Source organism: Pseudomonas sp. MIL9 (genome assembly GCF_016887925.1).
Lineage (GTDB): Bacteria > Pseudomonadota > Gammaproteobacteria > Pseudomonadales > Pseudomonadaceae > Aquipseudomonas > Aquipseudomonas mohnii.
The window spans coordinates 276,177-301,884 of sequence record NZ_JAFEHE010000001.1; the positions used below are offsets into that span (position 1 = coordinate 276,177).

At 60.1% G+C, this 25,708-nt stretch carries 12 protein-coding genes; 5 read left to right on the plus strand and 7 right to left on the minus strand.

Annotated features, from left to right (window positions below):
* Positions 1 to 99: 99 nt before the first annotated feature.
* The 3 genes from JQF37_RS01340 to JQF37_RS01350 form a co-directional block, all read right to left on the minus strand.
* Positions 100 to 1,947 (minus strand): amidohydrolase, encoded by a 1,848-nt coding sequence (locus JQF37_RS01340; RefSeq protein WP_189340239.1) that lies wholly within the window; start codon positions 1,945 to 1,947, stop codon positions 100 to 102.
* A 294-nt stretch (positions 1,948 to 2,241) separates the two neighbouring features.
* Positions 2,242 to 2,556 (minus strand): SCP2 sterol-binding domain-containing protein, encoded by a 315-nt coding sequence (locus JQF37_RS01345; protein ID WP_130204073.1) that lies wholly within the window; start codon positions 2,554 to 2,556, stop codon positions 2,242 to 2,244.
* 64 nt (positions 2,557 to 2,620) lie between these two features.
* Positions 2,621 to 3,331 carry a histidine phosphatase family protein gene (locus JQF37_RS01350; RefSeq protein ID WP_130204072.1) on the minus strand — a complete coding sequence of 237 codons (711 nt, stop codon included), beginning with the start codon at positions 3,329 to 3,331 and terminating at the stop codon, positions 2,621 to 2,623.
* 200 nt (positions 3,332 to 3,531) lie between these two features.
* On the opposite strand from JQF37_RS01350, the gene sohB reads away from it, so the two are divergent.
* On the plus strand, positions 3,532 to 4,554 hold the full coding sequence (gene sohB / locus JQF37_RS01355; RefSeq protein WP_130204071.1) for a protease SohB: 1,023 nt from the start codon (positions 3,532 to 3,534) through the stop codon (positions 4,552 to 4,554).
* 175 nt (positions 4,555 to 4,729) lie between these two features.
* Entirely contained in the window at positions 4,730 to 8,641 is a 3,912-nt protein-coding gene (locus tag JQF37_RS01360) for a DUF6543 domain-containing protein (RefSeq protein WP_130204070.1), read from the plus strand.
* 48 nt (positions 8,642 to 8,689) lie between these two features.
* On the opposite strand, the gene JQF37_RS01365 is transcribed toward JQF37_RS01360, so the two are convergent.
* Both JQF37_RS01365 and JQF37_RS01370 read right to left on the minus strand, forming a co-directional pair.
* Entirely contained in the window at positions 8,690 to 9,184 is a 495-nt protein-coding gene (locus tag JQF37_RS01365) for a DUF934 domain-containing protein (protein WP_047529786.1), read from the minus strand.
* Positions 9,168 to 10,826, minus strand: coding sequence for a nitrite/sulfite reductase (locus tag JQF37_RS01370; RefSeq protein WP_130204069.1), 1,659 nt, complete (start codon positions 10,824 to 10,826; stop codon positions 9,168 to 9,170). Before JQF37_RS01370 ends, JQF37_RS01365 begins: the two co-directional genes overlap by 17 nt.
* A 522-nt stretch (positions 10,827 to 11,348) precedes the next feature.
* On the opposite strand from JQF37_RS01370, the gene JQF37_RS01375 reads away from it, so the two are divergent.
* Positions 11,349 to 12,434, plus strand: a complete 1,086-nt coding sequence (locus tag JQF37_RS01375) for an ABC transporter substrate-binding protein (RefSeq protein ID WP_130204068.1) — start codon at positions 11,349 to 11,351, stop codon at positions 12,432 to 12,434.
* A 6-nt stretch (positions 12,435 to 12,440) separates the two neighbouring features.
* Here the strand turns inward: JQF37_RS01375 and JQF37_RS01380 are convergent, their stop codons facing one another.
* Positions 12,441 to 12,659 (minus strand): DUF2970 domain-containing protein, encoded by a 219-nt coding sequence (locus JQF37_RS01380; RefSeq protein ID WP_103405769.1) that lies wholly within the window; start codon positions 12,657 to 12,659, stop codon positions 12,441 to 12,443.
* A gap of 169 nt (positions 12,660 to 12,828) precedes the next feature.
* Between JQF37_RS01380 and JQF37_RS01385 the strand changes: the two genes are divergently transcribed.
* Entirely contained in the window at positions 12,829 to 19,458 is a 6,630-nt protein-coding gene (locus JQF37_RS01385; protein ID WP_130204067.1) for an NEL-type E3 ubiquitin ligase domain-containing protein, read from the plus strand.
* Between the two features lie 68 nt (positions 19,459 to 19,526).
* Here the strand turns inward: JQF37_RS01385 and metH are convergent, their stop codons facing one another.
* Positions 19,527 to 23,237 (minus strand): methionine synthase, encoded by a 3,711-nt coding sequence (metH, locus tag JQF37_RS01390; RefSeq protein WP_130204066.1) that lies wholly within the window; start codon positions 23,235 to 23,237, stop codon positions 19,527 to 19,529.
* 156 nt (positions 23,238 to 23,393) lie between these two features.
* Between metH and JQF37_RS01395 the strand changes: the two genes are divergently transcribed.
* A complete protein-coding gene (locus tag JQF37_RS01395; protein WP_130204065.1) occupies positions 23,394 to 25,691 on the plus strand; it encodes a fatty acid cis/trans isomerase in 2,298 nt (765 codons plus the stop codon).
* Positions 25,692 to 25,708: the final 17 nt, after the last annotated feature.

Consider the following 25,708-nt stretch of genomic DNA (forward strand, 5'->3'; position numbering starts at 1 on the left):
AGGCGTCGTGTCAGCCGACATCAATGTTCAATGACACATTGCTTTCGCGAGCAGGCTCGCTCCCACCAATTGGATTGGTGGTGTTGGCGAGATCGTTGTTTAAAACGCAAAACACGAACAGCCAAACGCTCCCCAGAACCCACGGAAGTCACTGACCGGCGCATTCGACAGGCGCGCACGTTCGTGACTGTGCGCATGTACCGCGCACGCGCCGACACACTGATGGACCTGTGCCGTCAGCGGCGCCAGCGGCTTCCAGTGACCAGGCACCTTGGCCACCGGTGACCATTCGGGCACCACGGGGATTGGTGGCGGCCCGAGCTTCTCGAATTCGACGCTGCCGTACACGATCTTGCCGTCGACGATGGTCAGCACCGCTTCGATGCCTTTGATGCCTTCGTCCTCGATGTGGAAATAGTCCGCCGACAGCGCAATCAGGTCCGCCAATTGCCCGACCTTGATCTGGCCTTTCTTGCCCTGTTCAGACGAGAACCAGGCGCTGCCATGGGTGAACAGCTCCAGCGCGGTGTCGCGGCTCAGGCCTTGGGGGTGAAGTGCCAGCCCACCGACAGTCCGGCCGCTGACCAGCCAATAGAGCGAAGTCCACGGGTTGTAACTGGACACCCGTGTGGCGTCGGTGCCAGCACCCACCGGCACGCCTTCGGCCAACATCCGGGCAATCGGCGGCGTATGTTCAGCCGCTTTGGCACCATAGCGGTCGACGAAGTATTCGCCCTGGAACGCCATGCGATCCTGAATCGCGATGCCGCCGCCAAGGGCTTTGACCCGCTCGATGTTACGCGGTGTGATGGTTTCGGCGTGGTCGAAAAACCACGGCAAACCGGCGAATGGAATGTCGCGATTGACCTTCTCGAACACATCGAGCATGCGGCTGATGGATTCGTTGTAAGTGGCGTGCAGGCGGAATGGCCAGCGTTGTTCAACCAGGTGTCGAACCACGGGTTCCAGATCCTGTTCCATGGTGGATGGCAGGTCGGGGCGAGGTTCGAGGAAGTCTTCAAAGTCGGCGGCGGAGAACGCCAGCATCTCCCCGGCACCGTTGTGCCGCAGGAAATCGTCGCCCTGACCGTAGTGCGAGGTACTGGTCCAGTTCTTGAAGTCGGTCAGCTCTTCCTTGGGCTTTTGGGTGAACAGGTTATAGGCGATGCGTACGGTGAGTTGTTGCTCCTTGGCCAGTTGCTGGATGACTTGATAGTCGTCCGGGTAATTCTGATAACCGCCGCCGGCATCGATCGCACTGGTGACGCCCAGACGATTGAGTTCGCGCATGAACTGACGTGTGGAGTTCACTTGATATTCCAGCGGCAGCTTCGGACCCTTGGCCAGGGTCGAATACAGAATCATCGCGTTGGGGCGGGCGATCAGCATGCCGGTGGGGTCGCCGTTGGCGTCCCGCTGGATTTCGCCGCCCGCAGGGTTCGGTGTGTCGCGGGTATAGCCGACCACTTTCAGCGCGGCCCGGTTGAGCAATGCGCGGTCGTACAGATGCAGGACGAATACCGGGGTATCGGGTGCGGCCTTGTTCAGTTCATCGAGGGTCGGCAGGCGTTTTTCGGCAAACTGGAATTCGCTCCAGCCACCCACCACCCGTACCCATTGCGGTGTGGGCGTGCGGTCAGCTTGATCCTTGAGCATGCGCAGGGCATCGACCAGTGACGGCACGCCTTCCCAGCGCAGTTCGAGGTTGTAGTTGAGACCGCCACGGATCAGGTGCAAGTGTGAGTCGTTGAGGCCAGGGATCACCGTACGACCATGCAGGTCGACGACTTGCGTGGCCGGACCCTGCAAGGCCATGGCCTGGGCATCGCTGCCGACCACCACGAAGCGCCCGTCCTTGATCGCCACGGCACTGGCCTGGGGTTTCTTGCGGTCAACGGTGTGCAGGCGTCCGTTGTACAAAATGAGATCGGCGGGGGTGTCGGGCATGGTTTTACTCCCTGCAAGCAGCGGGCTGATCCAGGCGCCTATGGCACCTGCCGAAAGGCCTTGCAGTACACTTCGGCGATTGACGCCGTTGTGGTCGTCAGGTGGGCTCATGGCAGTGCTCCGCGCAAAAGGATCGAGGGGCAATCGGTCGGTGTCTGACGCATGCGGCCACAAGAAATATAGACGGCAATTCCATGGCTGAACGTTTCTTTGCCCCGGAAACGACGAATCCCGCCACTAGGGGCGGGATTCGTTGGCAATCAGGTGTGCTCCCGAAGAGTGGGAGCGACAGGCTTAGCTCGGGAACAGCTCGGACAGTTTCATTGCCAGCATCATGTCGCCTTCAGCGCGCAGTTTGCCGCCCATGAACGCTTGCATGCCGTCGGTTTCGCCGCTGACGATGCCTTCCAGGGTTGCGCCGTCCATCACCAGGGTGACCTGGGCGTCCGGGTTTTCGCCTTCTTTGAGCTCGCAGGTGCTGTCTTTGACAACCAGCGAGAAGTTCTTGGTGTCGTCGATGCGGAAACCGAAAACCAGGTCCAGACCGGCAGCGGCGGCTGGGTTGAACTTGGCTTTCATTGCTTGTACGACATCAGCTACGGAGGTCATGGTTCGATCCTTTCTTGGGTAATGAGAGCAGGGTAATTACAGCCAGGGTCACAATAGTCCGGACTCAACGAAACGTGATGAGTTCCGGGGCCTTCAGCAGTTGCAGGTGTGCATGACTGTTGAAGGAAGCCAGTGCCACCTCGCGACCACGAAACTTCAGGTGGTTGAGCGAGGTGTTGACGATTTGCCAGTTCAGTTCAAAAGCCTGCTTTGCAGGCATGTGCGTGATGAGGTGGAGCAGGGCAGTGATGGTGCCGCCGGAAGTGAACACGGCGATTTTCTGGTTATTGTCGGCCTGTTCGAGAATCCGGTTCAGACCGGCCTGCACACGCTCGACAAAGCCTGACCAGCTTTCCAGACCCGGAGTGTCAAAAGTGCCGGCGAGCCAGCGCTCGATGATCAGGGCGAATATACGCTGGAACTCCGCGCGGTTTTGCGCGGCATTGCGCAGGATGTCCAATGCTTCCGGTTCGTCCGGCAACATGGCCGGGAGCAGGGCGCGGATCACCGCGTCGGCGTCGAACTCATTGAAGGCGGAATCGGTTTCCAGGATCGGGACCGGCAGGCCTGCGGCGGCAAACTGTTCCAGCGCACTGTTGGCCGTGTGTTGCTGGCGGCGCAGGTCGCCGGACAGGCATCGATCGAAGCGGATGCCGAGTTCTGCCAGGTGTTGACCGAGGATTTCCGCCTGGCGAATACCGGTGGGCGACAGGACGTCATAGTCGTCTGCACCAAAGGAGGCCTGGCCATGTCGAATCAAATAGATACTGCCCACGTCCGCGTCGTCCCGGTACGTTGAAGGTTCGGCGAGGTTATGAGGATGGCGGTGAGCTGTCAATGAAAAAACATACGCTTGTTTGAAATGCTCGTTAGACGCCCGTTGCCAGAGGTTTCACAGCTGGCCGCAAGGGCGGCGCATGGGTATGCTGGAGTTATCCGCGCGCGTTCATGCCGCGCATCGTTTGAGGAGTCCCTGTGGAGTTTTTCACCGAGTACGCCAGTTTTCTGGCCAAGACCGTGACCCTGGTGATCGCCATTCTGGTGGTCCTGGCCAGTTTTGCGGCACTGCGCAGCAAAGGTCGACGCAAGGCTGCCGGGCAGCTGCAAGTCAGCAAGCTCAATGATTTCTACAAAGGCCTGCGCGAGCGCCTGGAGCAGACCTTGCTCGACAAGGACCAGCTCAAGGCCTTGCGCAAGTCCCAGGCTAAGACCGAGAAAAAGCAGAAGAAAAAAACCGAGGCCAAACCCCGGGTGTTCGTGCTGGATTTCGATGGCGACATCAAGGCGTCGGCGACTGAAAGCCTGCGTCATGAAATTACCGCACTGTTGACCCTCGCCACACCCAAGGATGAAGTCGTACTGCGCCTGGAAAGCGGCGGTGGCATGGTCCACAGCTATGGCCTGGCTTCCTCGCAACTGGCGCGTATCCGTGAAGCGGGCGTGCCGTTGACCGTCTGCATCGACAAGGTTGCGGCCAGTGGTGGCTACATGATGGCGTGCATCGGCCAGAAGATCATCAGCGCACCCTTCGCGATTCTTGGCTCCATCGGCGTGGTGGCGCAGTTGCCCAACGTCAATCGCCTGCTGAAAAAGCATGACATCGACTTCGAAGTGCTCACCGCCGGTGAATACAAACGCACCCTGACCGTGTTTGGCGAAAACACCGAGAAGGGGCGGGAGAAATTCCAGGAAGACCTGGATATCACCCATCAACTGTTCAAGAATTTTGTCTCGCGCTACCGCCCGCAACTGGCTATCGACGAGGTGGCCACCGGTGAAATCTGGCTGGGTGTCGCGGCATTGGAAAAGCAACTGGTGGACGAACTGAAGACCAGTGACGAGTATCTGGCCGAACGCGCCAAGCAGTCCGAGCTTTATCACCTGCACTACGCCGAACGTAAGAGCCTGCAAGAGCGTATCGGCATGGCGGCCAGCAGTTCGGTCGATCGCGTTCTGCTGAGCTGGTGGAGCCGCTTGACCCAACAGCGCTTCTGGTAACACATCGACAGGCATCGAACCGGGGCATTTGCCCCGGTTTTTTTTCGCCTGGCAATCAGCAGGGTTGTCCTCCAGAACGTGGCGAATTCTCCGAGGTCAGGAGTCGATCCGTCCTGCTTTCGAGGGCGTGGCGGAGGGTTATGTTGGTGTTCCCAATGTTTGCCATGGAATGCACATGAATGACCAACCGCGTGACCCTCACATTGCGCTCGCCACAACTGATCGACCGATGCACGAAGTACTGAATTCACTGGTGAGCGGCGCCTTGCCGCAATCTCCCGAGCAATTCGGCACGCAACTGATCCGGAAAAAATGGGGCGAGAACATCGACCCGCAGACGGCGCGGCTGGTAACACTGGATTACCACTATAGGGGACATCCGCCGCAGGGCGGGGTCGAGCAAGGTCAGGTCGCGAGCTCTCAAACGCTGGTACAGGCGTTGCTGTCCAATTATCAAACCGTCGGTGACGGCCGTTTCGCCGAAACCGTTTTCGGTCTTTACACACCGCCCGACGTCGGCCCGTCCATTCGCATTGTCCAGAACGTCGATGAATTTGCTGACCACGGCAATGGCAACCATCACACTTACGAAGGCATCTATCGGCAAACCGTGCCGCAGGTCTATGGGCCGACCACGCAAGTCGCGCTCAGGCCATCGGACTTCAAACAGTGGGTGTGGGAGCAGAATCTGAAAACCCGCTATCAGGCCTACCTTGAAAACGCCTGGCCTTCGGATGAGCAGATCGCCGGTGCGGCGCCTTGCGACCTGAGGACTTCGACCAAGGCAGCCTTCGTCATGAGTGCGTTCCTGCAACACCAGGAAGGCAGTTTGACCCAGCAAGGGCTGGCGCTGGCGCTGATGGCGTGCGGTTTGCCGGACCGGCAGACCTGGGACGCACTGACCATCACTCAATTGAATGCAGCCACCCGCGCCCATTCGCCCGTCGTCGCCGGTCGCCTGACGATCTACCGTTACACCTCGACCGATCTCTGGTGTTTTCGCCAGCGCACCCGCTCCGGGGTCTTGCTGTACATCCCGGGCAACTCCTCGCCGCTGCATGAATTCGTCGACATCCAGCACTTGCGCCAATGGATCGTCGCCCAAGGAAAAGTGGCCGAGACAGGGCAGGCGTTGGCCATGCACTTTGCCGAAGATGATCGGCAAGACGGCACCTTCCATGCGGGCGTGTTGACTGCGCTGGAGGGCATGGCGGTGTTCCCAGGGGAGCACTGGTTGAAAAAGAACGCCGGGTTTTTCAACAATGACGGGTTCTGGGACCCGCAGGACTATGTGGGCATTGAGCGTTCACCCGCGGCCACTGACCCGTTCGCTGAATTGGTGCTGACCATGAAGCAGGCGGCCATGGCCAGCGTCAATACCATCCGTGATGATGCCCAGGTCAATCGGGACGACTTGAGCGCGGTGGTGGAGCCGCTCGTACAGTGGATCAACCGCCTGGGTCCTTTGGCGTTGTTCATTCCTGGAGGCGAGGGCGTACTGGTGCTGGCCGGGATCATCGACGCCGGTTATGGCATCAACCAGGCCGTCAACGGTGAAACCCCGGAGAAGCGTTCGGAAGGTGTGTCACGCACGATTTTCGGCTTGCTCAATGCGCTTCCGCTGGCCAGATCGATTGCCGCACTCAAGGTCGAGGGCCGAGTGGCCGAAACTCTTCACGACGCATCTGAGCCGAGCAGTGAATTGAGCCTCCAGCCACTGACCGATACAACGCTTCAACCCGTCTCCGCGCCAGCCCTGACGTCGCCTGCGACTCGCCTGGAACTCATGCGCGGCGTGTGTGCACCGTTCGCGTCTTTCAGCGACGAGGTCCTGGGCCAGATTGCCCGGGTGAGTACGGTTAACGATGACATGTTGCGTCTGATGCAGACGGGGCGCCCGCCGACTCCGCTGCTGGCCGATACCATTGCCCGCTTCAAGCTTGACCATGAGCTTGAGGCGACAGCCGATCCGACGACTCGCGCCAGTTTATTCAACTCCCGTTATCAGGCACTCCAGCACTCGGATCATGAATGGGTCCGCTTGTTTCAGCTTGAGTACCCCGGTTTGCCGAAAGCGGTTGTGGAGCAAATCCTCGACCGTTCGGGCGTGGAGATCGAAGGGCCGGTCGATGCTGCCGAAGCGGTGAGGGTGCTCAGGCGGCTGGACGACAAAGCGCGTGAGTATCAGCAGCATGTCAGGCTCAATCGGGCCTATGAAGGCCTGTACTTGCGCTCGATTGTCCACCCCGAATCCGATGTCCTGGCCTTGCATTCTCTGGCGCGGTTACCTGGGTGGCCGACATCCTTGCGCATCGAGGTGCTGGAAGGAGCTGAGGGTGGTCGGCTGCTGGATCGCTGCGGCCCGCTTGATGCGCCGGATTGCCGACGCTTGATCAAGGTCGCGGATCGCTATTGGCCTTCTGCGGCGTTGAAACCTGGCCGTGACGGCTCGGACTTGTTCACTGCGCTGGTCGACCTGTTGTCCGTCGAAGAGCGCACCGCGCTGTCATTGCGTGCATCCGACCCGACAGGCGAGTTGCGCCTGCGCCTGGGTGAGCGAACATTGAGCCGTACTGAATTGATGCTCGGTCTGAGCAGGATGGATTCGAAATTGCCTTTCGAATCCCCTGGACTTCGTGGCGGCGGTTTTCCAGATACGCCCCAGGGGGCGTCCCTGAGCCGTGAAGTCGTGCGCTTGCAGGTCAGGGATATTTACCCTGATTTCACCGATGCCCAGGTCGACGAGCTGTTGGCGGGCGCCGGTGCCGGGGCTCAGGCGCTGCTGGAGCGCCTTACCCTGCAATTGCGCCAACTGCATACCGATCTGGTGCATTGGGTCGAACAGACCGTGTCGGACCTCGATGACATGGATCTGGATTTTCTTGCTGTTGGCGATGAAGGTGCCGTGGGCATGACCCCTCAGCAGGTGGCGGCGCACAATGCTGAAATGCTGGAGCACGTGATCGAGTACGAGCGTGAAACCAGGATAGAGCTTGCCAACGAATTGATGCTCATCTGGCAGAAGTGCCCGCCCGAGGCCAGTAGAGTCATGTCCGACGGGGCATTGGTCGGCTACCGGCTCGATCTGGCCTTTGAGGACTACCATCGCTTGCCGGTGATGAACGTTCGATTCGATGAAGTCGTCGAACTGTCGATGCAGGGGCTGCACCTGGTCGAACGCGAGAGTCTCAACGGGTTTCTGGAGAGTTTCCCTAACCTGCGCACGTTGAATCTGGAGCGACTCGACCTGCGTCTGCCCAACACGAATGGCGTGCTGGAAGGGCGTTTGCCGCCCGCGATCCTGCAAATGAAGCGGCTCACTTCGCTGAACCTCAAGTCGACGTTTCTGGAGTTCAAGGAGCACACGGCTGCGCAATTGAGCGACCTTACCAGCTTGCAGAGCCTGGACCTGAGCGACAACCCTTTGGCCGTTGCGCCTGTCGTTTTGGGGATGAAGGCGCTACGCGTGCTGAAACTGAGCAATACCGGCATCAGTCACTGCCCGATCGGCATCGTCGATGAGCCATTCATGACTTCGCTGGACTTGCGTCATAACCGCATCAGCCGGGTTCCCCAGGCGATATTGAACCAGGCAGTCTCCCGGGATCGGGTCTGGCTCTGGGACAACCCGCTGACGGATGAAGATTCCCTGTCGCGTCTGGTCCATCACCGTGAGCGGACCGGCATCAATCTATGGCTAAGCCAGCCGGGTGAGGGGTATGGCAGTGCCACGCCGTGGCTACAAGAGGGTGATGAAGTGTTGCGGGCGGCGCGGCAGCAGATCTGGCAACGGCTGGCCGCCAAACCAGTGGGCGACGCGTTTCTGCGTGTTATCGATGGCTTGAGCCTGACGGCGGATTTCCAGGTGGGTTACCTGATCCTGCAAGCGCGGGTATGGCGACTGCTGCAGGCCGCGGAGGCTTCAGAGGAGCTGTGGGGCTGGCTGCGCCAGTGCATGGAAGCAAGGACGCCCGATGCGGAAAATCCGTTCAGGCTGTTCACTGTTCTGGAGGACCGGGTGCGGCTGTATGTGGACTGGGTTGCCTTGGGGCGGCCCATACCAATGGCCAACTTTCCGAATCGCTAATCGGAAGTAAAACGCCTTGAACCCCGCAAAGGGTTCAAGGCGTGACGATCAACGGCGACGGAACAGCGGCAGCGGTTCGTCGGTGGCGGCCTGATAGGTCACCGAGAAGTCCTTGAGGCTTTCCAGCGCTTCATACGGATCTTTGTCGGCACGCAATGCAAAGGCATCGAAACCGCAACGATGCAGATAGAACAACTGGTCGCGCAACACATCGCCAATCGCCCGCAGTTCGCCTTTGAAACCATAACGGTCACGCAGCAGACGGGCGTTGGAGTAGTTGCGGCCATCGGTGAAGGCCGGGAAGTTCAAGGCGATGACCTTGAAGTTCGCCACGTCGTCACCGATCTCTTCGGCTTCTTCATCAGCATCCAGCCATACGCCCAGGCCGCCATCGCGGGCCTTGAGCATACGGCTGTGTTCGCGCCACAGTGCCAACGGGACGATGTAGTCGTCGCAGTTGGTGATCTCGTCGATGCTGAAGTCCTTGGGCAGCAGGTGCCAGGTTTCGTCGACGACCTCGTTGTTCTTAATGATTCGCTGCATAGACGCGTTCCTTGAAGAGGTCGATGCCAATACGCTGATAGGTGTCGATGAAGCGTTCGTCTTCGGTACGCTGTTCCACGTACACGTCGATCAGCTTCGAGATCACGTCCGGCATGTCGTCCTGGGCGAACGACGGGCCGAGGATCTTGCCCAGGCTGGCGTCGCGGCTGGCGCTGCCACCGAGGGACACCTGGTAGAACTCTTCGCCTTTCTTGTCCACCCCGAGAATGCCGATGTGACCCACGTGGTGATGACCACAGGCGTTCATGCAACCGGAGATGTTCAGGTCCAGCTCACCGATATCGAACAGGTAGTCCAGATCATCGAAACGACGCTGGATCGATTCGGCGATCGGGATCGACTTGGCATTGGCCAGGGAGCAGAAATCACCGCCCGGGCAGCAGATGATGTCGGTCAGCAAACCGATGTTCGGCGTGGCGAAGCCTTGCTCGCGCAATTCTCCCCACAGGGTGAACAGCTTGTCCTGCTCGACGTCGGCCAGAATGATGTTCTGCTCGTGGGAGGTGCGCAGTTGGCCGAAGCTGTAGCGCTCGGCCAGATCGGCGACAGCGTCGAGTTGCTTGTCGGTGATGTCGCCCGGTGCCACGCCGGTCGGCTTCAGGGACAGGGTCACGCAGACATAGCCCGGCTGCTTGTGGGCCTGGGTGTTGCGTGCGCGCCAACGGGCGAAACCCGGGTGCTGCTGGTCGAGCTCGGCCAGTTGGGCATTCTGGTTGTCCAGGGCCCTGTAGTCCGGGTCGACGAAGTGTTTGGCAACGCGATGCACTTCGGCTTCGGTCAAGGTGGTCTGGCCACCGCGAAGGTGCTCCATTTCCGCATCGACTTTCTGGGCGAAGATTTCAGGCGTCAGCGCCTTGACCAGAATCTTGATCCGCGCCTTGTACTTGTTGTCGCGACGACCGTAGCGGTTGTAAACCCGCAGGATGGCGTCGAGGTAGCTCAGCAGGTCTTGCCACGGCAGGAATTCATTGATGAACGCGCCCACCACCGGCGTACGGCCGAGGCCACCGCCGACCAGCACACGGAAGCCCAGTTCGCCAGCGGCGTTGTGCACCGGCTCCAGGCCGATGTCGTGGACTTCGATGGCGGCACGGTCGGACGTCGAGCCGTTGATGGCGATCTTGAATTTGCGTGGCAGGTAGGCGAATTCCGGGTGGAACGTGGTCCACTGGCGGACGATCTCGCACCATGGGCGCGGGTCGATCAATTCGTCGGCAGCGACGCCGGCAAACTGGTCGGTAGTGACGTTGCGCAGGCAGTTGCCGCTGGTCTGGATCGCGTGCATCTGCACGGTGGCCAGTTCAGCCAGGATGTCCGGGATGTCTTCCACCGCCGGCCAGTTGAACTGCACGTTCTGCCGGGTGCTGATGTGGGCATAGCCCTTGTCGTAGTCACGGGCAATCCTGGCCATCATTCGCACCTGGCGCGAAGTCAGTTGGCCGTAAGGCACCGCAACACGCAGCATCGGCGCGAAGCGCTGGATGTAAAGCCCGTTCTGCAGGCGCAGGGGGCGGAATTCTTCTTCGCTCAGCTCGCCTGCCAGATAGCGTCGGGTCTGATCACGGAACTGCTTGACGCGGTCCTCGATGATCCGCTGATCGTACTCGTCGTATACGTACATATAAGTCCTGTTCTCAGGCTTGGGCCGGTCGGAAACAGCGGCGTTTGTTGCTTGCTGGAGTCCGATGATACCTCGGCAATTCTGCGCGCACGGCCGCGCACTCCGTACGGAGCCGGGGCAAGATACCAGTTTGCAGTTATGCGCAAAAGTGATGTTTGAGTATATGTAAAGAACCAAATCGCCTAATGAGGATCGTTGTAGCAAAGACCCTGTTTGTGGTGCGGGCAAACGTCGTCTTTACTGTGATCGAGTCTTTATGCAATCACCGATAAAACCGACAAGAGGCGATGCAATGAGCAACCCTACCAAAGCGACAAAAAGTGATAGCACGGTCGATGCCTGGGCGATTCTGTTCCTGATCATTCTGGTCGTCGGCACAGCGGTATATTGGGTCAGTCATCAATAAACGACCCCGTCCGGGCCAACTTCCGACGATTGTCGGACAAAAAACGGAATAAACGCCGTTTTGCGGGCGTTCGCTGGCTATAATGCGCGGCGGATTTCCGGGGGCTCGGACGATAAATGTTGAAGTTTCTATGTGGTGCATTACTGGCGCTGGGTATGGTCGTGGGGTCTTTTGCCCGGGCGGAGTCTGTGCTGTTCCTGAATCCGGGGACGCCCACGGAACTTTTCTGGACCAGCTACTCGCAATTCATGCAGGCCGCGGCCGATGATCTGCACATCGACCTGCGCATCCTGTATTCCAACCGGACCGCCGAAGTCGCCATCGCACAGGCGCGCGAAGCCCTGCTTGGACCCCATCGCCCGGATTATCTGGTATTCGTCAACGAGGAAAGTGTCGCGCCCGAAATCCTGCGTCTGGCAAAGGGCAGCGGCGTGAAGCTGTTCCTGGTCAATAACGCGCTGAGCTCGGACCAGATGCACCTGCTCAGCGCACGCCCTGACAAGTATCCCGATTGGGTGGGCAGCCTGGTGCCCAACGATGAGGAGGGCGGCTACCGGATGCTCAAGGAGTTGATTCGCCTGCATCCGCCTGTCGCCCCCGGCCAGACGATTGACCTGTTGGCCTTCTCCGGATTGAAAATCACTCCGTCCGCGCAGTTGCGAGAGAAAGGCATGCGACGGGCGTTGGCCGAACACCCTGAAGTGCGCTTGCGACAATTGGTTTACGGGGGCTGGACCCGTGCGCGGGCCTATGAACAGGCCAAGCTTCTGTTCAAGCGCTACCCACAGACATCCCTGGTCTGGTCGGCCAACGACGAAATGAGCTTTGGCGCCATGCAGGCTTTCGAAGAGACGGGCGGAAAGCCCGGCAAGGATGCGCTGTTTAGCGCCATCAACAATTCACCGGCTGCGTTGCACGCGTTGCTGGACAATCGGCTGAGCGTGTTGCTGGGCGGTCATTTCACTCTGGGCGGCTGGGCCCTGGTGCAGCTGCATGACTACAATCAGGGCGTCGACTTCAGCCGTTATGGCGGTCGCGACCGGCAGATTTCGTTATTGCAGGTGATTGATCGGGCACAGGCCAAGCGACTGCTGGCGTTGGGCAGCGAGAAAAAATTCGGTGTGGATTTTCACAAATTCTCGGCCAAGGGGCAGCCGGTGTCTTATCGATATCCGTTCAGCCTGCAAGCCCTGATGCACTGATTCCGTTCATAGCCCGGCCAGAACCAGCACCAGCTTCACGATGCCGAACAGCGTCAGCGCGAACACGGCCGTGAACAGCACCCCCAGGATTACGAAATGGCTGGGTTTGCCGTGGGTAAAATCACGCGCCCGGTTTTTTCCGCTTTGCACCCCGAATGCAGCCGCCACGACGCTGTGCAGCATCTGCCAGAACGACGGTGGCTTGTTGTCGACTGGATCGTCCATAAATCCCCCCGCTTTAAAGTAGGTCCCCCAAGCATAGCCAATCCGCCGATTCGTGCCGTTGCGCGATTGACGCTGTCAGTTACATATTGCCGTTGAAGCCATATTTATCTAACGCAGACGGGCCAGTTGGAAATGGTGTCCTGATGATCCACTTATCAGGAGCGACAGCATGTCCACCTTACCCTCTACTTCGCCGCCGTCTAAACCGCTGCAGCCAGGGCAACACAGCATCCACAGCGAGTTACTCAAACAAATGACGCCTGGCTGGCTGATCGATGCCGTACCGACCAGACGGACCGCGATCAGTGTCGCCGGCACACAGCCCCCCGACTGGTATCTGCGTGCCTCCCCCGAGCAACAACGGGCGCTGACGGATAGTTATAAAAGCAGTTTTGCGGCGCAGACCGTGCTGGACAAGACGATGTCGCCGCTGCAAGACATCGAAACCTTTGCCGAGCCCTTGCTGATCAAGGCTTTGAAGGATCTCCTCGGCGTAGAGGTTGACGTTCACAATACGTTGTTGTGTCTGAGGCGACCTCTGGACATCGGCGTTCTGGAGATCGAACTGTCTAGCTTCGAGGTGTTGAAGCTATCGTTGTTGCAAGCGGCGCTGCATAACTTCGAGGCGTCCGAGTGCGAAGCGGGCGCGTTTCATGAGCAGTCGGGGTTTGTCGTCGAGACAGCCACGCCCGGCACATTCCAGGCTGCCGCGCTTAACCTGACGGTCAGGCAGTTCCTGTCGTTATGCCGCAGCCTGGATATTGGCGCCCAGTATCAAACCCATGTGCGAGCGTTTTTCCAGCCGACGGATGTGCAAGCCGAACATTCCCTGCGTCGCAGCTTTATCACCAGCCAGAAAGCGGCATTGAGGGCTGCCGCCGAACAGGCCTTGTTGAAAAAGGACATCGAACCCGACGACTACACAATGATCCTCTCGGTCATCAACGGTGAGGTCCACCCTCGGCTGGGCCATAAACAGGTATGGTTTCGCGACCTGATATTGATGAAGCGCAGAATGACCGGCTGCGTCGTGTTCAGTATCAGCGAACAGTACCGCTACACCAGCGAGTTCATCGTCTACATCCCCCACGACCCCGTGCAACCGCTCAGGCGTTGCAGTACCGCGCAGTTGCGCGAGGCATTCAAGCAGCAGTTCACGGCCCGGGATGCGACGCGGCCGGCGAGTGAGCCTACGGCCTACCAACGCTTTTTCAGCCAGTTCGTGGCCTATGCTGACCGTCCGTACTACTTCAACCAGTTCACCCGCAAGGCAGCGGGGGCTGCGACCGATCCGTTGCACTCCATCTGGGTGAAAGTCGCGCGGGTGGTTCCGCCCTTTTCAACGTTCGTCGGCATCAAGGAGTTGCCTCCCGAGCAACCGTTTGAACGGGAGCCGGTCGAAGACCCTTACCTCGATCCCTTCGGCACTACCCGGGAAGGGGTAGCGGGCATCTGGTCCGCCAACACCGACCTGTGGACCTATCTCTACGAACAAAGCCGCGCCAAAGTCATCGCCGACGCGCGCAGTCATGCGGTCCCCACGGCGGATGTCGATGCGAAGGCGCGGGCGGAAAAGCTCAATCATCTGCTGCAGCTCGGCATGCTGGGCCTGAACATGGTGTCGATGTTCGTGCCGGTGCTGGGCGAGGTCATGCTGACGGTGATGGCCGGGCAACTGCTGTACGAGTCGTTCGAGGGCGTGGTCGAGTGGAGCGAGGGCGATCGCGTTGCGGCCAAGGCGCATCTGATTGACGTCGCGGAAAACCTGGCGCTGATCGGCCTGATGGCGGGCATGGGCAAAGGCGTTGGCCGGTTGGCCGCGGTGAAGCCGGAGCCTGTGATCGAGCATCTGGAACAAGTCCGGCGCGCCGACGGCAAGACGCGCTTATGGAGACCTGACCTGAAGGCCTATGAATGTGACGTCGCGCTGGATCATGACGCCGGCCCGGACGCCCAGGGACTGTATCGGCTGAACGACCGGACCTTCATTCGTCAGGCGGGTAAAACCTACGAGACAACCTTTGAGACGACGCTGAAACAGTGGCGAATCAAGCACCCAACCGATGCACAGGCCTGGCAGCCGCTGCTGGAGCATAACGGTCATGGCGCCTGGCGCCACACGTTGGAGCGTCCCCTCGATTGGGATCGCCTGACCCTGTTGCGGCGCATGGGGCACAGCACGCAGGACCTGACCGACGAACAGTTGCTCAAGATCGCTGACGCCAGCGGTGTCGACGACAATGCGTTGCGCAAGATGCACCTGGATCATTTGCCTCCGCCACCTGAGTGGACGGAGGCGCTGGAACTGTTCGTCGCCGATCCGGGAACACCTGATGCGGTGGCGGAACCGGTGGCACAGTTGCAGCGTGCATGCCCTGGACTTGGAGAGTCCGCTGCGAAACGCGTGTTGATGGATGCCAGCGCCGAGGAACTGTCACGCTGGCAAGCAACGCGGCGTGTTCCCTTGAGCATGTTGGAGCAAGCCCGTTGGTACGTGGAACAGGGGCGTGTGAGTGTTGCCTTTTCCGGTCTGCACCTGGAGAACATGGCATCGGCCGACACCCGATGGCTGGCGCTGCGCTCGCTGGAAAAACTGCCGGGCTGGTCCGATGGGGTGCGCCTGGAAGTCCGCGACGGTGATGTTGACGGGCCGCTCATCGATGGAATCGGTAGCCAGACGGCTGTGAGTCGCAAGTATCTGGTCAAGAAAGGGCCGGCCTACCAGGCGTTTGATGAGCGAGGCGAAGAGCTCAACGGGGTCCCCCGCCAGGGCGACAACTTTTATGCCTCCATCATGCATGCCTTGCCCGATGAAGCCCGCCAGGCGCTGGGCATGCCGCATGTCGCGCAGGGCGCTGAACTGCGCACGGCCATCGTCCGCTACGCCACGGGGAATCGGGCTGAACTGGCCCGTCTGCTGGAAACGCGCAACGGTCACAACCGGGCCTTCAAACCGCCGGTGCGGATCAATGAACGGCAGTTGGGGTACTACGCCAGCGGTCGCGGGCAAGGCGTCAATCCTTCACTGGCGACGCGGGTGCAGGATGTTTATCCGGCGCTGACAGATCAGCAAGCCAATGGCTTCATCCTTGAGCAGTTGCGGGCGGGGAAAACCGACGCGCAGATATACAACCTGTTGCAGGCGCGGGCGCGTGAGTGGGAACAACTTCAATTCACGCTTGATGAATGGGTCGCAGGGGGGGCAGAGCAATCCGTCCTGCATTCGATGCTGGGGGGCAAGGCCGCCGTCGCACGCAACATCAAGCAATGCTGGCGCAACGCGCCATTGGCCGCCCAGCACCCCCGTTTCAGCTCCCTTGAACTGGTTTGCGATGATCCGCTTCCGCCGTTGTTGGCGGATTTCTCACACGTCACCGATCTGCAGATGAGCGGGCGGTGCGTCACGGATGCCGCCGTAGATGGGCTGTCGGGGCGGTTCCCCCGGCTGAAAAACCTTAAGATCAATGCCACAGGAAACGGCTTCAGCAATGTACCCGAGTCGTTGGGCGCGCTACAGGAACTCACGGGGCTGAGCCTGTATTCGGCCACTCCCTACGCGGCAGACATGCCGGCGAGACTGAGTGCCCTGACCAGGCTTGAAGAACTCAGTGTGTATTCAACCTGGGGCGTTGCGATGGCGTTGGACGTCACTCGGCTCCGCAATCTGCGCATACTGGAAGTGCAGGCGCCTTCCATGGACCAGTGGCCTGCCGGTGTGCTTGAACTGCCTCATCTTGAACGTCTGAACCTTCGAGGCACCGGCATCCGGACACTCCCCGACGGCATCTTCGAGGGGCATGAAAAGCTGTGGTCCGGCCTGTCCCTGGACTGGTCGAATTTTCCTCGCGAAAACTTCAAGCCCGCGTATGAGTACGTCAAGAACCATCCACAACACCTGATGGACCTGGACGAGATGGTCCGGGGCTATTGCAGGAGTGAATTGAGGCGCCTGGGTGAAGGCCTCAGCAGGTCGCCCGAGGATCTGTTCAGCCAGTTTCTCCAACAGTGGCCGCACGCGCAGGCGAGGTTCGAGGCGATCGAGGCCATGAGTGGGCAATACCAGTTGCTGGATCAACAACTCAGTAGCTGGATCCTGCAGTCGATGGATGCGCGAATGGACGTCCATGAGGTGGTCAAGCGGACAATGGCAACGGCTTCGATCAGAGCCTGCTGGCGTAACGGCGCATTCAATCGCTATGGCGCCGCAATCGAGGCTTCGGTGCTGGACCTGTCGAATCTGGACCTCAGCGGGTTTCCTGAACTGCCGCAAGGTGCATTCCCGCAGGTCGAGACGATGTACCTGAATGGCGCGCAAGCCACCGCCGAACAAGTGCGTGGCTTCGTGCGCGGGTTCAGCGAGCTGCGACGACTCGACCTGCGCAGCGGTGGCTTGACCGACGTGCCGGTCGCGCCGGGCGATCTGGCGAAGTTGACCCGACTGGATCTTTCCGGCAACCGGATCATTGTCCATCCTGCGGTGCAACAGGGGTTCGACGGACTGCACGCGCTGCGATCCCTGGACTTGAGTGATAACCCGGTGCATACGCTGGACGTCAGCGCCATGGAGGAGCTCGAGGCCTTGAATTTGCGGGGGACAGATCTGCAGGAGTGGCCGGCCGGTGCGCAAAGTCTGCCGCAGCTGGTGTGGCTGGATTTACGCGACAGCAAGATCACTGCGCTGCCGGAAGCGGTTTTGCATAGCGAGAGCTTGCTGGCGGTCAACCTCGAAGGCGCAGCGTTGAGTCAGCAAGCGAAGGCCGCGCTCAAAGTCGCCCGGGAGCGAATGGAAATTGCCAAAGGGCTGCCGAGCGGAGCGCTGGAAAGGTTCGCCCGGGAGCCGATACCCATGACGTTTCCGCCATCCGAGAGCGGTTTCTCGATAGTCGATGAGCTGTTGCCATTGCCCAAAACCGGGGCAGCAGGCGTTGGCGATACTGTCCAGCGTTTGCAAGGGCTGCGGCCGACACTCGCGAAGGATGAGGCCATGCAAATGATCGAGCGGATGCGCGCCAACGGCGCCAACGAGGTGCAGATTCTGCAGCGCATCGACGGTTGGGAGCAGACATCCGCCGCGTTGAGGCGAAAGTTGAATGATTGGCTGTACACCCGGGAATCCCGTGGCCCGGGCTGGGTGATTTCATCCCGCAGCCGCAGGCTGGCCGCCTTGCGCATTGTCGAATGCTGGGGCGAAGGGCTGATGGTCGGTGACGGCGGTGCCACCTCTGTGCTGAGTCTCAATGGCCTGCAATTGGGCGATCTGCCTGAGCTACCGGTGAAGTTGCCCCATGTGGTCAGCCTGAACCTGACCGGGGTAAGGATGACCGCGCAGGGTTCCAACGGCTTCCTCAAGGCGTTTACCCAGCTGGAAACCCTGGAACTCAACGGTAATGATCTGGAAATGTTGCCCGAGCCCCTCCAATCCATGAGCACGCTTGAACACCTGTCGGTGTCTGCCAACCGGTTACGCGACACCGAGTCGCTGTTTTCGTCATTGAGCCATCTGGAGCGCTTGCGCCGGTTGGACCTGAGCTACAACGAACTGGAGGCCTTTGATGTCTCGTATTTTCAGTGGCTGGAGACCCTTGACCTGCGCAACAACAACTTGACCGAGTGGCCCGAAGGCGTGCTCGACGCCGATCACCTCGGGATCCTGAACCTCAGTGGCAACGACATCACGTCGATTCCTCAGCCAGCGCTGGATGGCAGCCATGAAACGCTGATCGCCGGCACCGACCTGAGCGATAACTACAACCTGTTGCCGGAAAGTCTCGAGCGACTCAGGAGCTTCCGTGAGGCAGGCGTGCATGACACGGTGTTGGGGATTTCCCGTTCGGAGCTGGACGAAATGATCGAGGACGCGGCTGACCGAGGCCAGGAATTAGATGAAAGCGTCGAGTCGGATGAGGAACTGCCGGATGAGCAGCCCGACGCTAAGCAAAGCAAACCCTGGCTGTCCAGCGCGGCCCCCGAGGAACTGCCCGGCAAAACGCGGATCTGGAATCAGCTCGCGGCCGAGCCGGATAATGCGGCGTTCTTTCATTTGCTTTCACGCTTGCAGGACACGCGGGAGTTCCAGGTGGCGAACGCGGACTTGACCCGTCGGGTGTGGACTGTGCTTGAGGCCGCTGCGAGCAATGCCGAGCTCAGGGAAGTGCTGTTCGCCAGTTCCACGACCCATGGCACCTGTGTCGACGGCCGAATCCTGACCTTCAGTGCACTGGAAAGCACAGTGTTCACCCACAATGCCTTGCTCGACATTCCTGTCGGGCGTGCGGGGGCGAAAGGTCGGGCGCTGTTGAACCTGTCCAGGCAACTGTTCCGGCTGGACAAGGTCGATGACCTGGCGAGCAAGGCCGCTATCCATGCCGGCCAGGACCAGGCAGAGGTACGCCTGGGTTATCGAATCGGACTGACACGGGGGTGGAGCGACGGACTGGACTTGCCCGGGCAGCCGAAGCACATGACCTACGCCTCGGGCGTATCGCCTCAACAATTGGCGGATGCTCGTACTGCGGTCATGAATGCCGAGCGGTCCGATGCCTTTTACGAAGACCTGATTCAGCGCGACTACTGGATGAGTTATCTGCGCGAGACGCACCCTGAAGCGGTGAGGAAAATCGACGAGGCGGCCATGGCTCCAGAGGAGGGCCAGGCGGTTGACGATGCGGCACTGATGAGCCAGCTGTTTGATCTGGCCGCCAACCGCAATGGCAAGCTGATCGAGCTGTCTCGAAAAGAGGTCGAAGCGATTGAGCGCTCGTCGGTCGCCGAGCCCAAACCGGGTCCTTCCAACAGTTAAACGATAGTGCCCATAAAGCCTCGCGGTGCCGATTCTTCCGGCAGCGCGAGGCTTTTTTCATGGGCGTTTCAGTCGTCGTAGCCGAGGTTCGGTGCGAGCCAGCGTTCAGTCACACTCAGCTCCTGACCTTTACGCGACGTGTAGCTTTGCACCTGGTCCTTGTCGATCTTGCCCACGGCAAAGTACTGCGCTTGCGGGTGGGCAAAGTACCAGCCGCTGACCGCTGCCGCCGGGAACATCGCGTAGTGCTCGGTGAGGAATACACCACTGCGGCCGGCGTGCATTTCGCGGGCCTCGGGGTCGAGCAGGGCAAACAGCGTGGCTTTCTCGGTGTGATCCGGGCAGGCCGGGTAGCCCGGGGCAGGGCGGATACCGGTGTATTGCTCCTTGATCAACGCCTCGTTGTCGAGGGTTTCGTCCTTGGCATAGCCCCAGTGTTCTTTTCGCACCTGCTGGTGCAGCCACTCGGCACAGGCCTCGGCCAAACGGTCGGCCAGGGCCTTGACCATGATCGAGTTGTAGTCGTCGCCAGCGTCCTGATAGGCCTTGGCCACTTCTTCGGCACCGATACCGGCGGTGGTGATGAAACCACCCACGTAGTCGGTAATTTCGCTGTCTTTCGGTGCGACGAAGTCGGCCAGGGAGAAGTTCGGCTTGCCGTCGGTCTTGATGATCTGCTGACGCAGGTGATGCAGCTTGGCCAGGGGCTTGCCGTCATCGCCATAGACTTCGATGTCATCGTCGCGCACCTGATTGGCCGGCCAGAAACCGAACACCGCACGGGCGCTGATCAGTTTCTCGTCGATCAGTTTGGCGAGCATTTCCTGGGCATCGGCGTACAGCGCGGTGGCGGCTTCACCGACCACTTCGTCCTGGAGGATGCGCGGGAACTTGCCGGCCAGGTCCCAGGAGATGAAGAACGGCGTCCAGTCGATGTATTCGGCCAGTACTTTCAGGTCGATGTTATCCAGCACCCTGGTGCCGGTGAACGTTGGCTTGACCGGCTCGTAGGTGCTCCAGTCGAACTGCGGTTTCTTCGCAATCGACGCGGCGTAGCTCAGGCGTTCGGTGCGGGCGCTGCGGTTGGCGGTGCGCTCGCGGACTTCGATGTATTCCTCCCGGGTTTTCTCGACGAAACCGGCCTTCAGTTCCTTGGACAGCAACTGCGTGGCCACGCCGACGGCGCGGGAGGCGTCGGTGACGTACACCACGGCGTCGTTGCTGTACTTGGGCTCGATCTTCACTGCCGTGTGCGCTTTGGAGGTGGTCGCGCCGCCGATCATCAATGGCAGATGGAAGTCCTGGCGCTGCATCTCGCGAGCGACGTGGACCATTTCATCCAGCGACGGGGTGATCAGGCCGGACAGGCCGATGATGTCGCACTTTTCGTCCTTGGCGACCTGGAGGATTTTCTCCGCCGGTACCATCACGCCGAGGTCGACGATGTCGTAGCCGTTGCAACCCAGCACCACACCCACGATGTTCTTGCCGATGTCGTGCACGTCGCCTTTCACCGTGGCCATCAGGATCTTGCCCTTGGCTTCCGGTTTGTCGCCCTTTTCCAGCTCGATGAACGGGATCAAGTGGGCCACCGCCTGTTTCATCACGCGGGCGGATTTCACCACTTGCGGCAGGAACATTTTGCCGGCGCCGAACAGGTCGCCAACGATGTTCATGCCGGACATCAGCGGACCTTCGATCACTTCGATCGGGCGGGCGAAGGACTGACGGGACTCTTCGGTGTCTTCAACGATGTGGGTGGTGATGCCCTTGACCAGTGCATGCTCCAGGCGCTTGTTGACGTCCCAGTTGCGCCACTCTTCGGTCTCGGCTTCCTTGACGCTGCCGTCGCCCTTGTACTTGTCGGCGATGGCGAGGAGGGCGTCGGTGCCTTCCGGGGTGCGGTTGAGGATCACGTCTTCCACGGCGTCACGCAGTTCCACCGGGATCTGGTCATAGATCTCCAGCTGGCCGGCGTTGACGATACCCATGGTCAGCCCGGCGCGGATCGCGTACAGCAGGAACACCGAGTGAATCGCCTCGCGCACCGGGTTGTTGCCACGGAACGAGAACGACACGTTGGACACGCCGCCGGACGTCAGCGCATACGGCAGCTCGTCGCGGATGTAGGCACAGGCGTTGATGAAGTCCACGGCGTAGTTGTTGTGTTCTTCGATGCCGGTGGCCACGGCGAAGATGTTCGGGTCAAAGATGATGTCTTCCGGCGGGAAGCCGACTTCGTTGACCAGAATGTCATAGGAGCGTTTGCAGATTTCTTTCTTGCGCGCTTCGGTGTCGGCCTGACCGGCTTCGTCGAAGGCCATCACGACCACCGCAGCGCCATAGCGCTTGCACAGTTTGGCGTGATGAATGAACTGCTCGACACCTTCCTTCATGCTGATGGAGTTGACGATGCCCTTGCCCTGGATGCACTTGAGGCCGGCTTCGATCACTTCCCACTTGGAGGAGTCGATCATGATCGGTACGCGGGAGATGTCCGGTTCACCGGCAATCAGATTGAGGAAGGTCACCATGGCCTTCTTCGAATCGAGCATCCCTTCGTCCATGTTGATATCGATCACCTGGGCGCCGGCCTCGACCTGCTGCAGGGCGACTTCCAGGGCTTCGGTGTAGTTGTCTTCGCGGATCAGGCGGGCGAATTTGGCCGAACCCGTGATGTTGGTGCGCTCGCCGACGTTGACGAACAGCGAGTTGCGATCGATGGTGAACGGCTCCAGGCCCGACAGGCGGCAAGCCTTGGGGATTTCCGGAATCTCGCGCGGCGCATAACCGGCCACGGCCTTGGCGATGGCTTCGATGTGGCCCGGCGTGGTGCCGCAGCAGCCGCCGACGATGTTCAGGAAGCCGCTTTGGGCAAATTCTTCGATGACCTTGGCGGTTTGCGCCGGCAATTCGTCGTACTCGCCGAATTCGTTCGGCAGGCCGGCGTTCGGGTGCGCCGAGACGTGGGTGCTGGCCTTGTTTGACAGCTCTTCCAGGTACGGGCGCAGCTCGCTGGCACCGAGGGCGCAGTTCAGACCGACGGAAATCGGCTTGGCGTGGGCCACGGAGTTCCAGAAGGCCTCGGTGGTCTGGCCGGACAGAGTGCGACCGGAGGCGTCGGTGATGGTGCCGGAGATCATGATCGGCAATTCGATGCCCAGTTCTTCGAACACGCCTTGCACGGCAAAGATCGCAGCCTTGGCGTTGAGGGTGTCGAAAATGGTTTCGATCAGGATCAGGTCGGCGCCGCCTTCGATCAGGCCTTTGGTGGACTCGGTGTAGTTCTCCACCAGTTCATCGAACGTCACGTTGCGGTAGCCGGGGTTGTTCACGTCTGGCGACAGCGAGCAGGTGCGGCTGGTCGGGCCGAGCACGCCGGCGACGAAGCGCGGCTTGTCAGGGGTTTCCAGGGTCTTGGCGTCGGCGACCTTGCGCGCCAACCGTGCACCTTCTACGTTTAATTCGTACGCCAGGCCCTGCATGCCGTAATCGGCCAGAGAAATCTGAGTGGCGTTGAAGGTGTTGGTTTCGAGAATGTCGGCGCCGGCATCCAGGTAGGCTTTTTCGATACCGCCAATCACATCCGGGCGCGTCAGCACCAGAAGGTCGTTGTTGCCTTTGACATCGCTCGGCCAGTCAGCGAAGCGTTTGCCACGGTAATCCTGCTCCTCGAGCTTATAGCTCTGGATCATCGTGCCCATACCGCCATCGAGAATCAGAATGCGCTCTTTGAGGGCGTGCTTGAGAGCTTGAAGGCGAACGCTGCGATCGGACATTTGGACTACTCGGTAAGGCCATGACGAAGGGCCGGGATGATAGCAAACCTGTGCGCTATTGGAGCATGCGCGGATTTAACGTGAATATCGCTCATGATGATGTGATCGCCGGACCGGTAGAATCGCGGCGTTTTTTTAAAGATCGGGACCAGGGACATGTCATATCGCGTCGTCATCAGCATTGCGTTGTTGCTGTTTAGCTGGGGCGCCGTCGCGCAAAGTCCCACTGTTGCCACGGGTATTTCTTATACGCGCGACATTCAGCCGATCTTCACTGAAAAATGTGTGGCCTGCCACGCCTGCTACGACTCCCCCTGCCAACTCAATCTGGGCAGCGGCGAGGGCGCCGCTCGCGGTGCGAACAAATCCCTGGTCTATGACGGTAATCGCACTCACGCCGCCGCGCCGACCCGGTTGTTTTATGACGCCTTCGGCAAGCGCGCCTGGCAGCAAAAAGGCTTCAACTCAGTGCTCGACGCTCAGGGCAGCCAGGCGGCGCTGATGGCGCGGATGCTCGAGTTGGGCCATAAGGCGCCCATGCAGCCCAATGCCAAGTTGCCCGAAGAGATTGTCCTGGGTCTGAATCGGGAAAACACGTGCGCCATGCCGGCGGAGTTCGATGCCTATGCCGATTCCCACCCGAAGGAGGGCATGCCGTTGGCGGTGACGGGTCTGACCGATCAGCAATATCAGACCTTGCAACGCTGGCTGGCCTCTGGCGCGCCCATCGATGAGCAAGGCCTGGTGCCCAGCGCGAAAGAGGCGTTGCAGGTGGTGCAGTGGGAGAACCTGCTGAACGCACCGGGTGCACGGCAAAGCCTGGTGGCGCGCTGGTTGTTCGAGCACTGGTTTCTCGCGCACATCTATTTCAAGGATGGCGAACCCGGGCATTTCTTCCAGTGGGTGCGTTCGCGCACGCCGAGCGGCCAGCCGATCGATCTGATCAACACCCGCCGGCCCAATGACGATCCCGGCACTCAGATCTATTACCGCCTGTGGCCGGTGCAGGGCGTGATCGTGCACAAGACCCACATCACCTATCCGTTGAGCGCGGCGAAGATGGCGCGGATCAAAACCCTGTTCTACAACGGCAACTGGCAGGTCAACGCGCTGCCGGGCTATGGGCCGGAACGCCGGGCCAATCCGTTTACCACCTTCGAAGCCATCCCGGCCCAGGCGCGTTATCAGTTCATGCTCGATAACGCCGAATATTTCGTGCGCACCTTTATTCGCGGCCCGGTCTGCCGGGGCCAGATTGCCACGGACGTGATTCGCGATAACTTCTGGGCGCTGTTTCAGGCCCCGGAGCATGACCTCTACATCACCGACCCGATATACCGCGGCCATGCGACGCCATTGTTGGCGATGCCCGGGCAGAACGACGACGTTGGCAGTGTCCTGAGCCTGTGGCATGACTACCGCGACAAGCGCAACGCGTATGAAACCCTGCGCCGGTACAGCTATGCGGACCTGCCGCCGCCGAGCTGGTCGAGCCTGTGGGCAGGTAATGACAACGCCTTGTTGAGTATCTTTCGACATTTCGACAGCGCCTCGGTGACCAAGGGCCTGATCGGCGAGGTACCGCAAACCATCTGGCTGTTCGACTTTCCGTTGCTGGAGCGCACTTACTATCAGTTGGCGGTGAACTTCGACGTGTTCGGCAACGTCTCGCATCAGGCCCAGACGCGCTTGTATTTCGACCTGATCCGCAATGGCGCGGAGCAAAACTTCCTGCGCCTGATGCCGGCCAACTCCCGCGACGGTTACCTGAACGATTGGTACCAGAGCAGTGGCAAATTCAAGATGTGGATGGACTATGAATCGATCGACAACGACACGCCGACGGCGCTGAAACTCGATCCGAAGGACCCCAAACGCGATTTCGTCAAGCAGTTGCTGGCGCGCTATGGCGAGCTCAACGCCAACCCGGACCCGATCAATCGCTGCGACGGAGCGTACTGCTCGCGACCCAACATCGATCTGGACTTGCAGGGTGCCGAACAAGCCCTGAATCGCCTGACGTCGCGCCCGGCGGCCGGCCTCCAGGTCATAGACCAGTTACCTGAAGTGACCATGCTGCGCGTCGAGACCGCGAGCGGCCAGCGCGTGATCTACAGCCTGCTGCGCAACCGCGCGCACAGCAACGTGGCGTTCCTGCTTGGGGAGTCGCTGCGGTATGAGCCTGGGCTCGACACGCTCACCATTTATCCGGGGGTCATGGGCAGCTACCCGAACTTCATGTTCAACATTCCCGCCGAACAAGTCCCGGCCTTTGTCGACGCCATGGAAAACGCCAAGGACGCCGGCAGCTTCGAGAGGATTGTCGATCGCTGGGGGGTAAGGCGCAGCCATCCGCAGTTCTGGCAGTACTTCCATGACTTGAGTCGCTACATCCATGAGACCGATCCGGTTGAAGAGGGCGTACTGGACATGAATCGCTACCAGAATCTTTGATCGATTTTTGCAAGGTG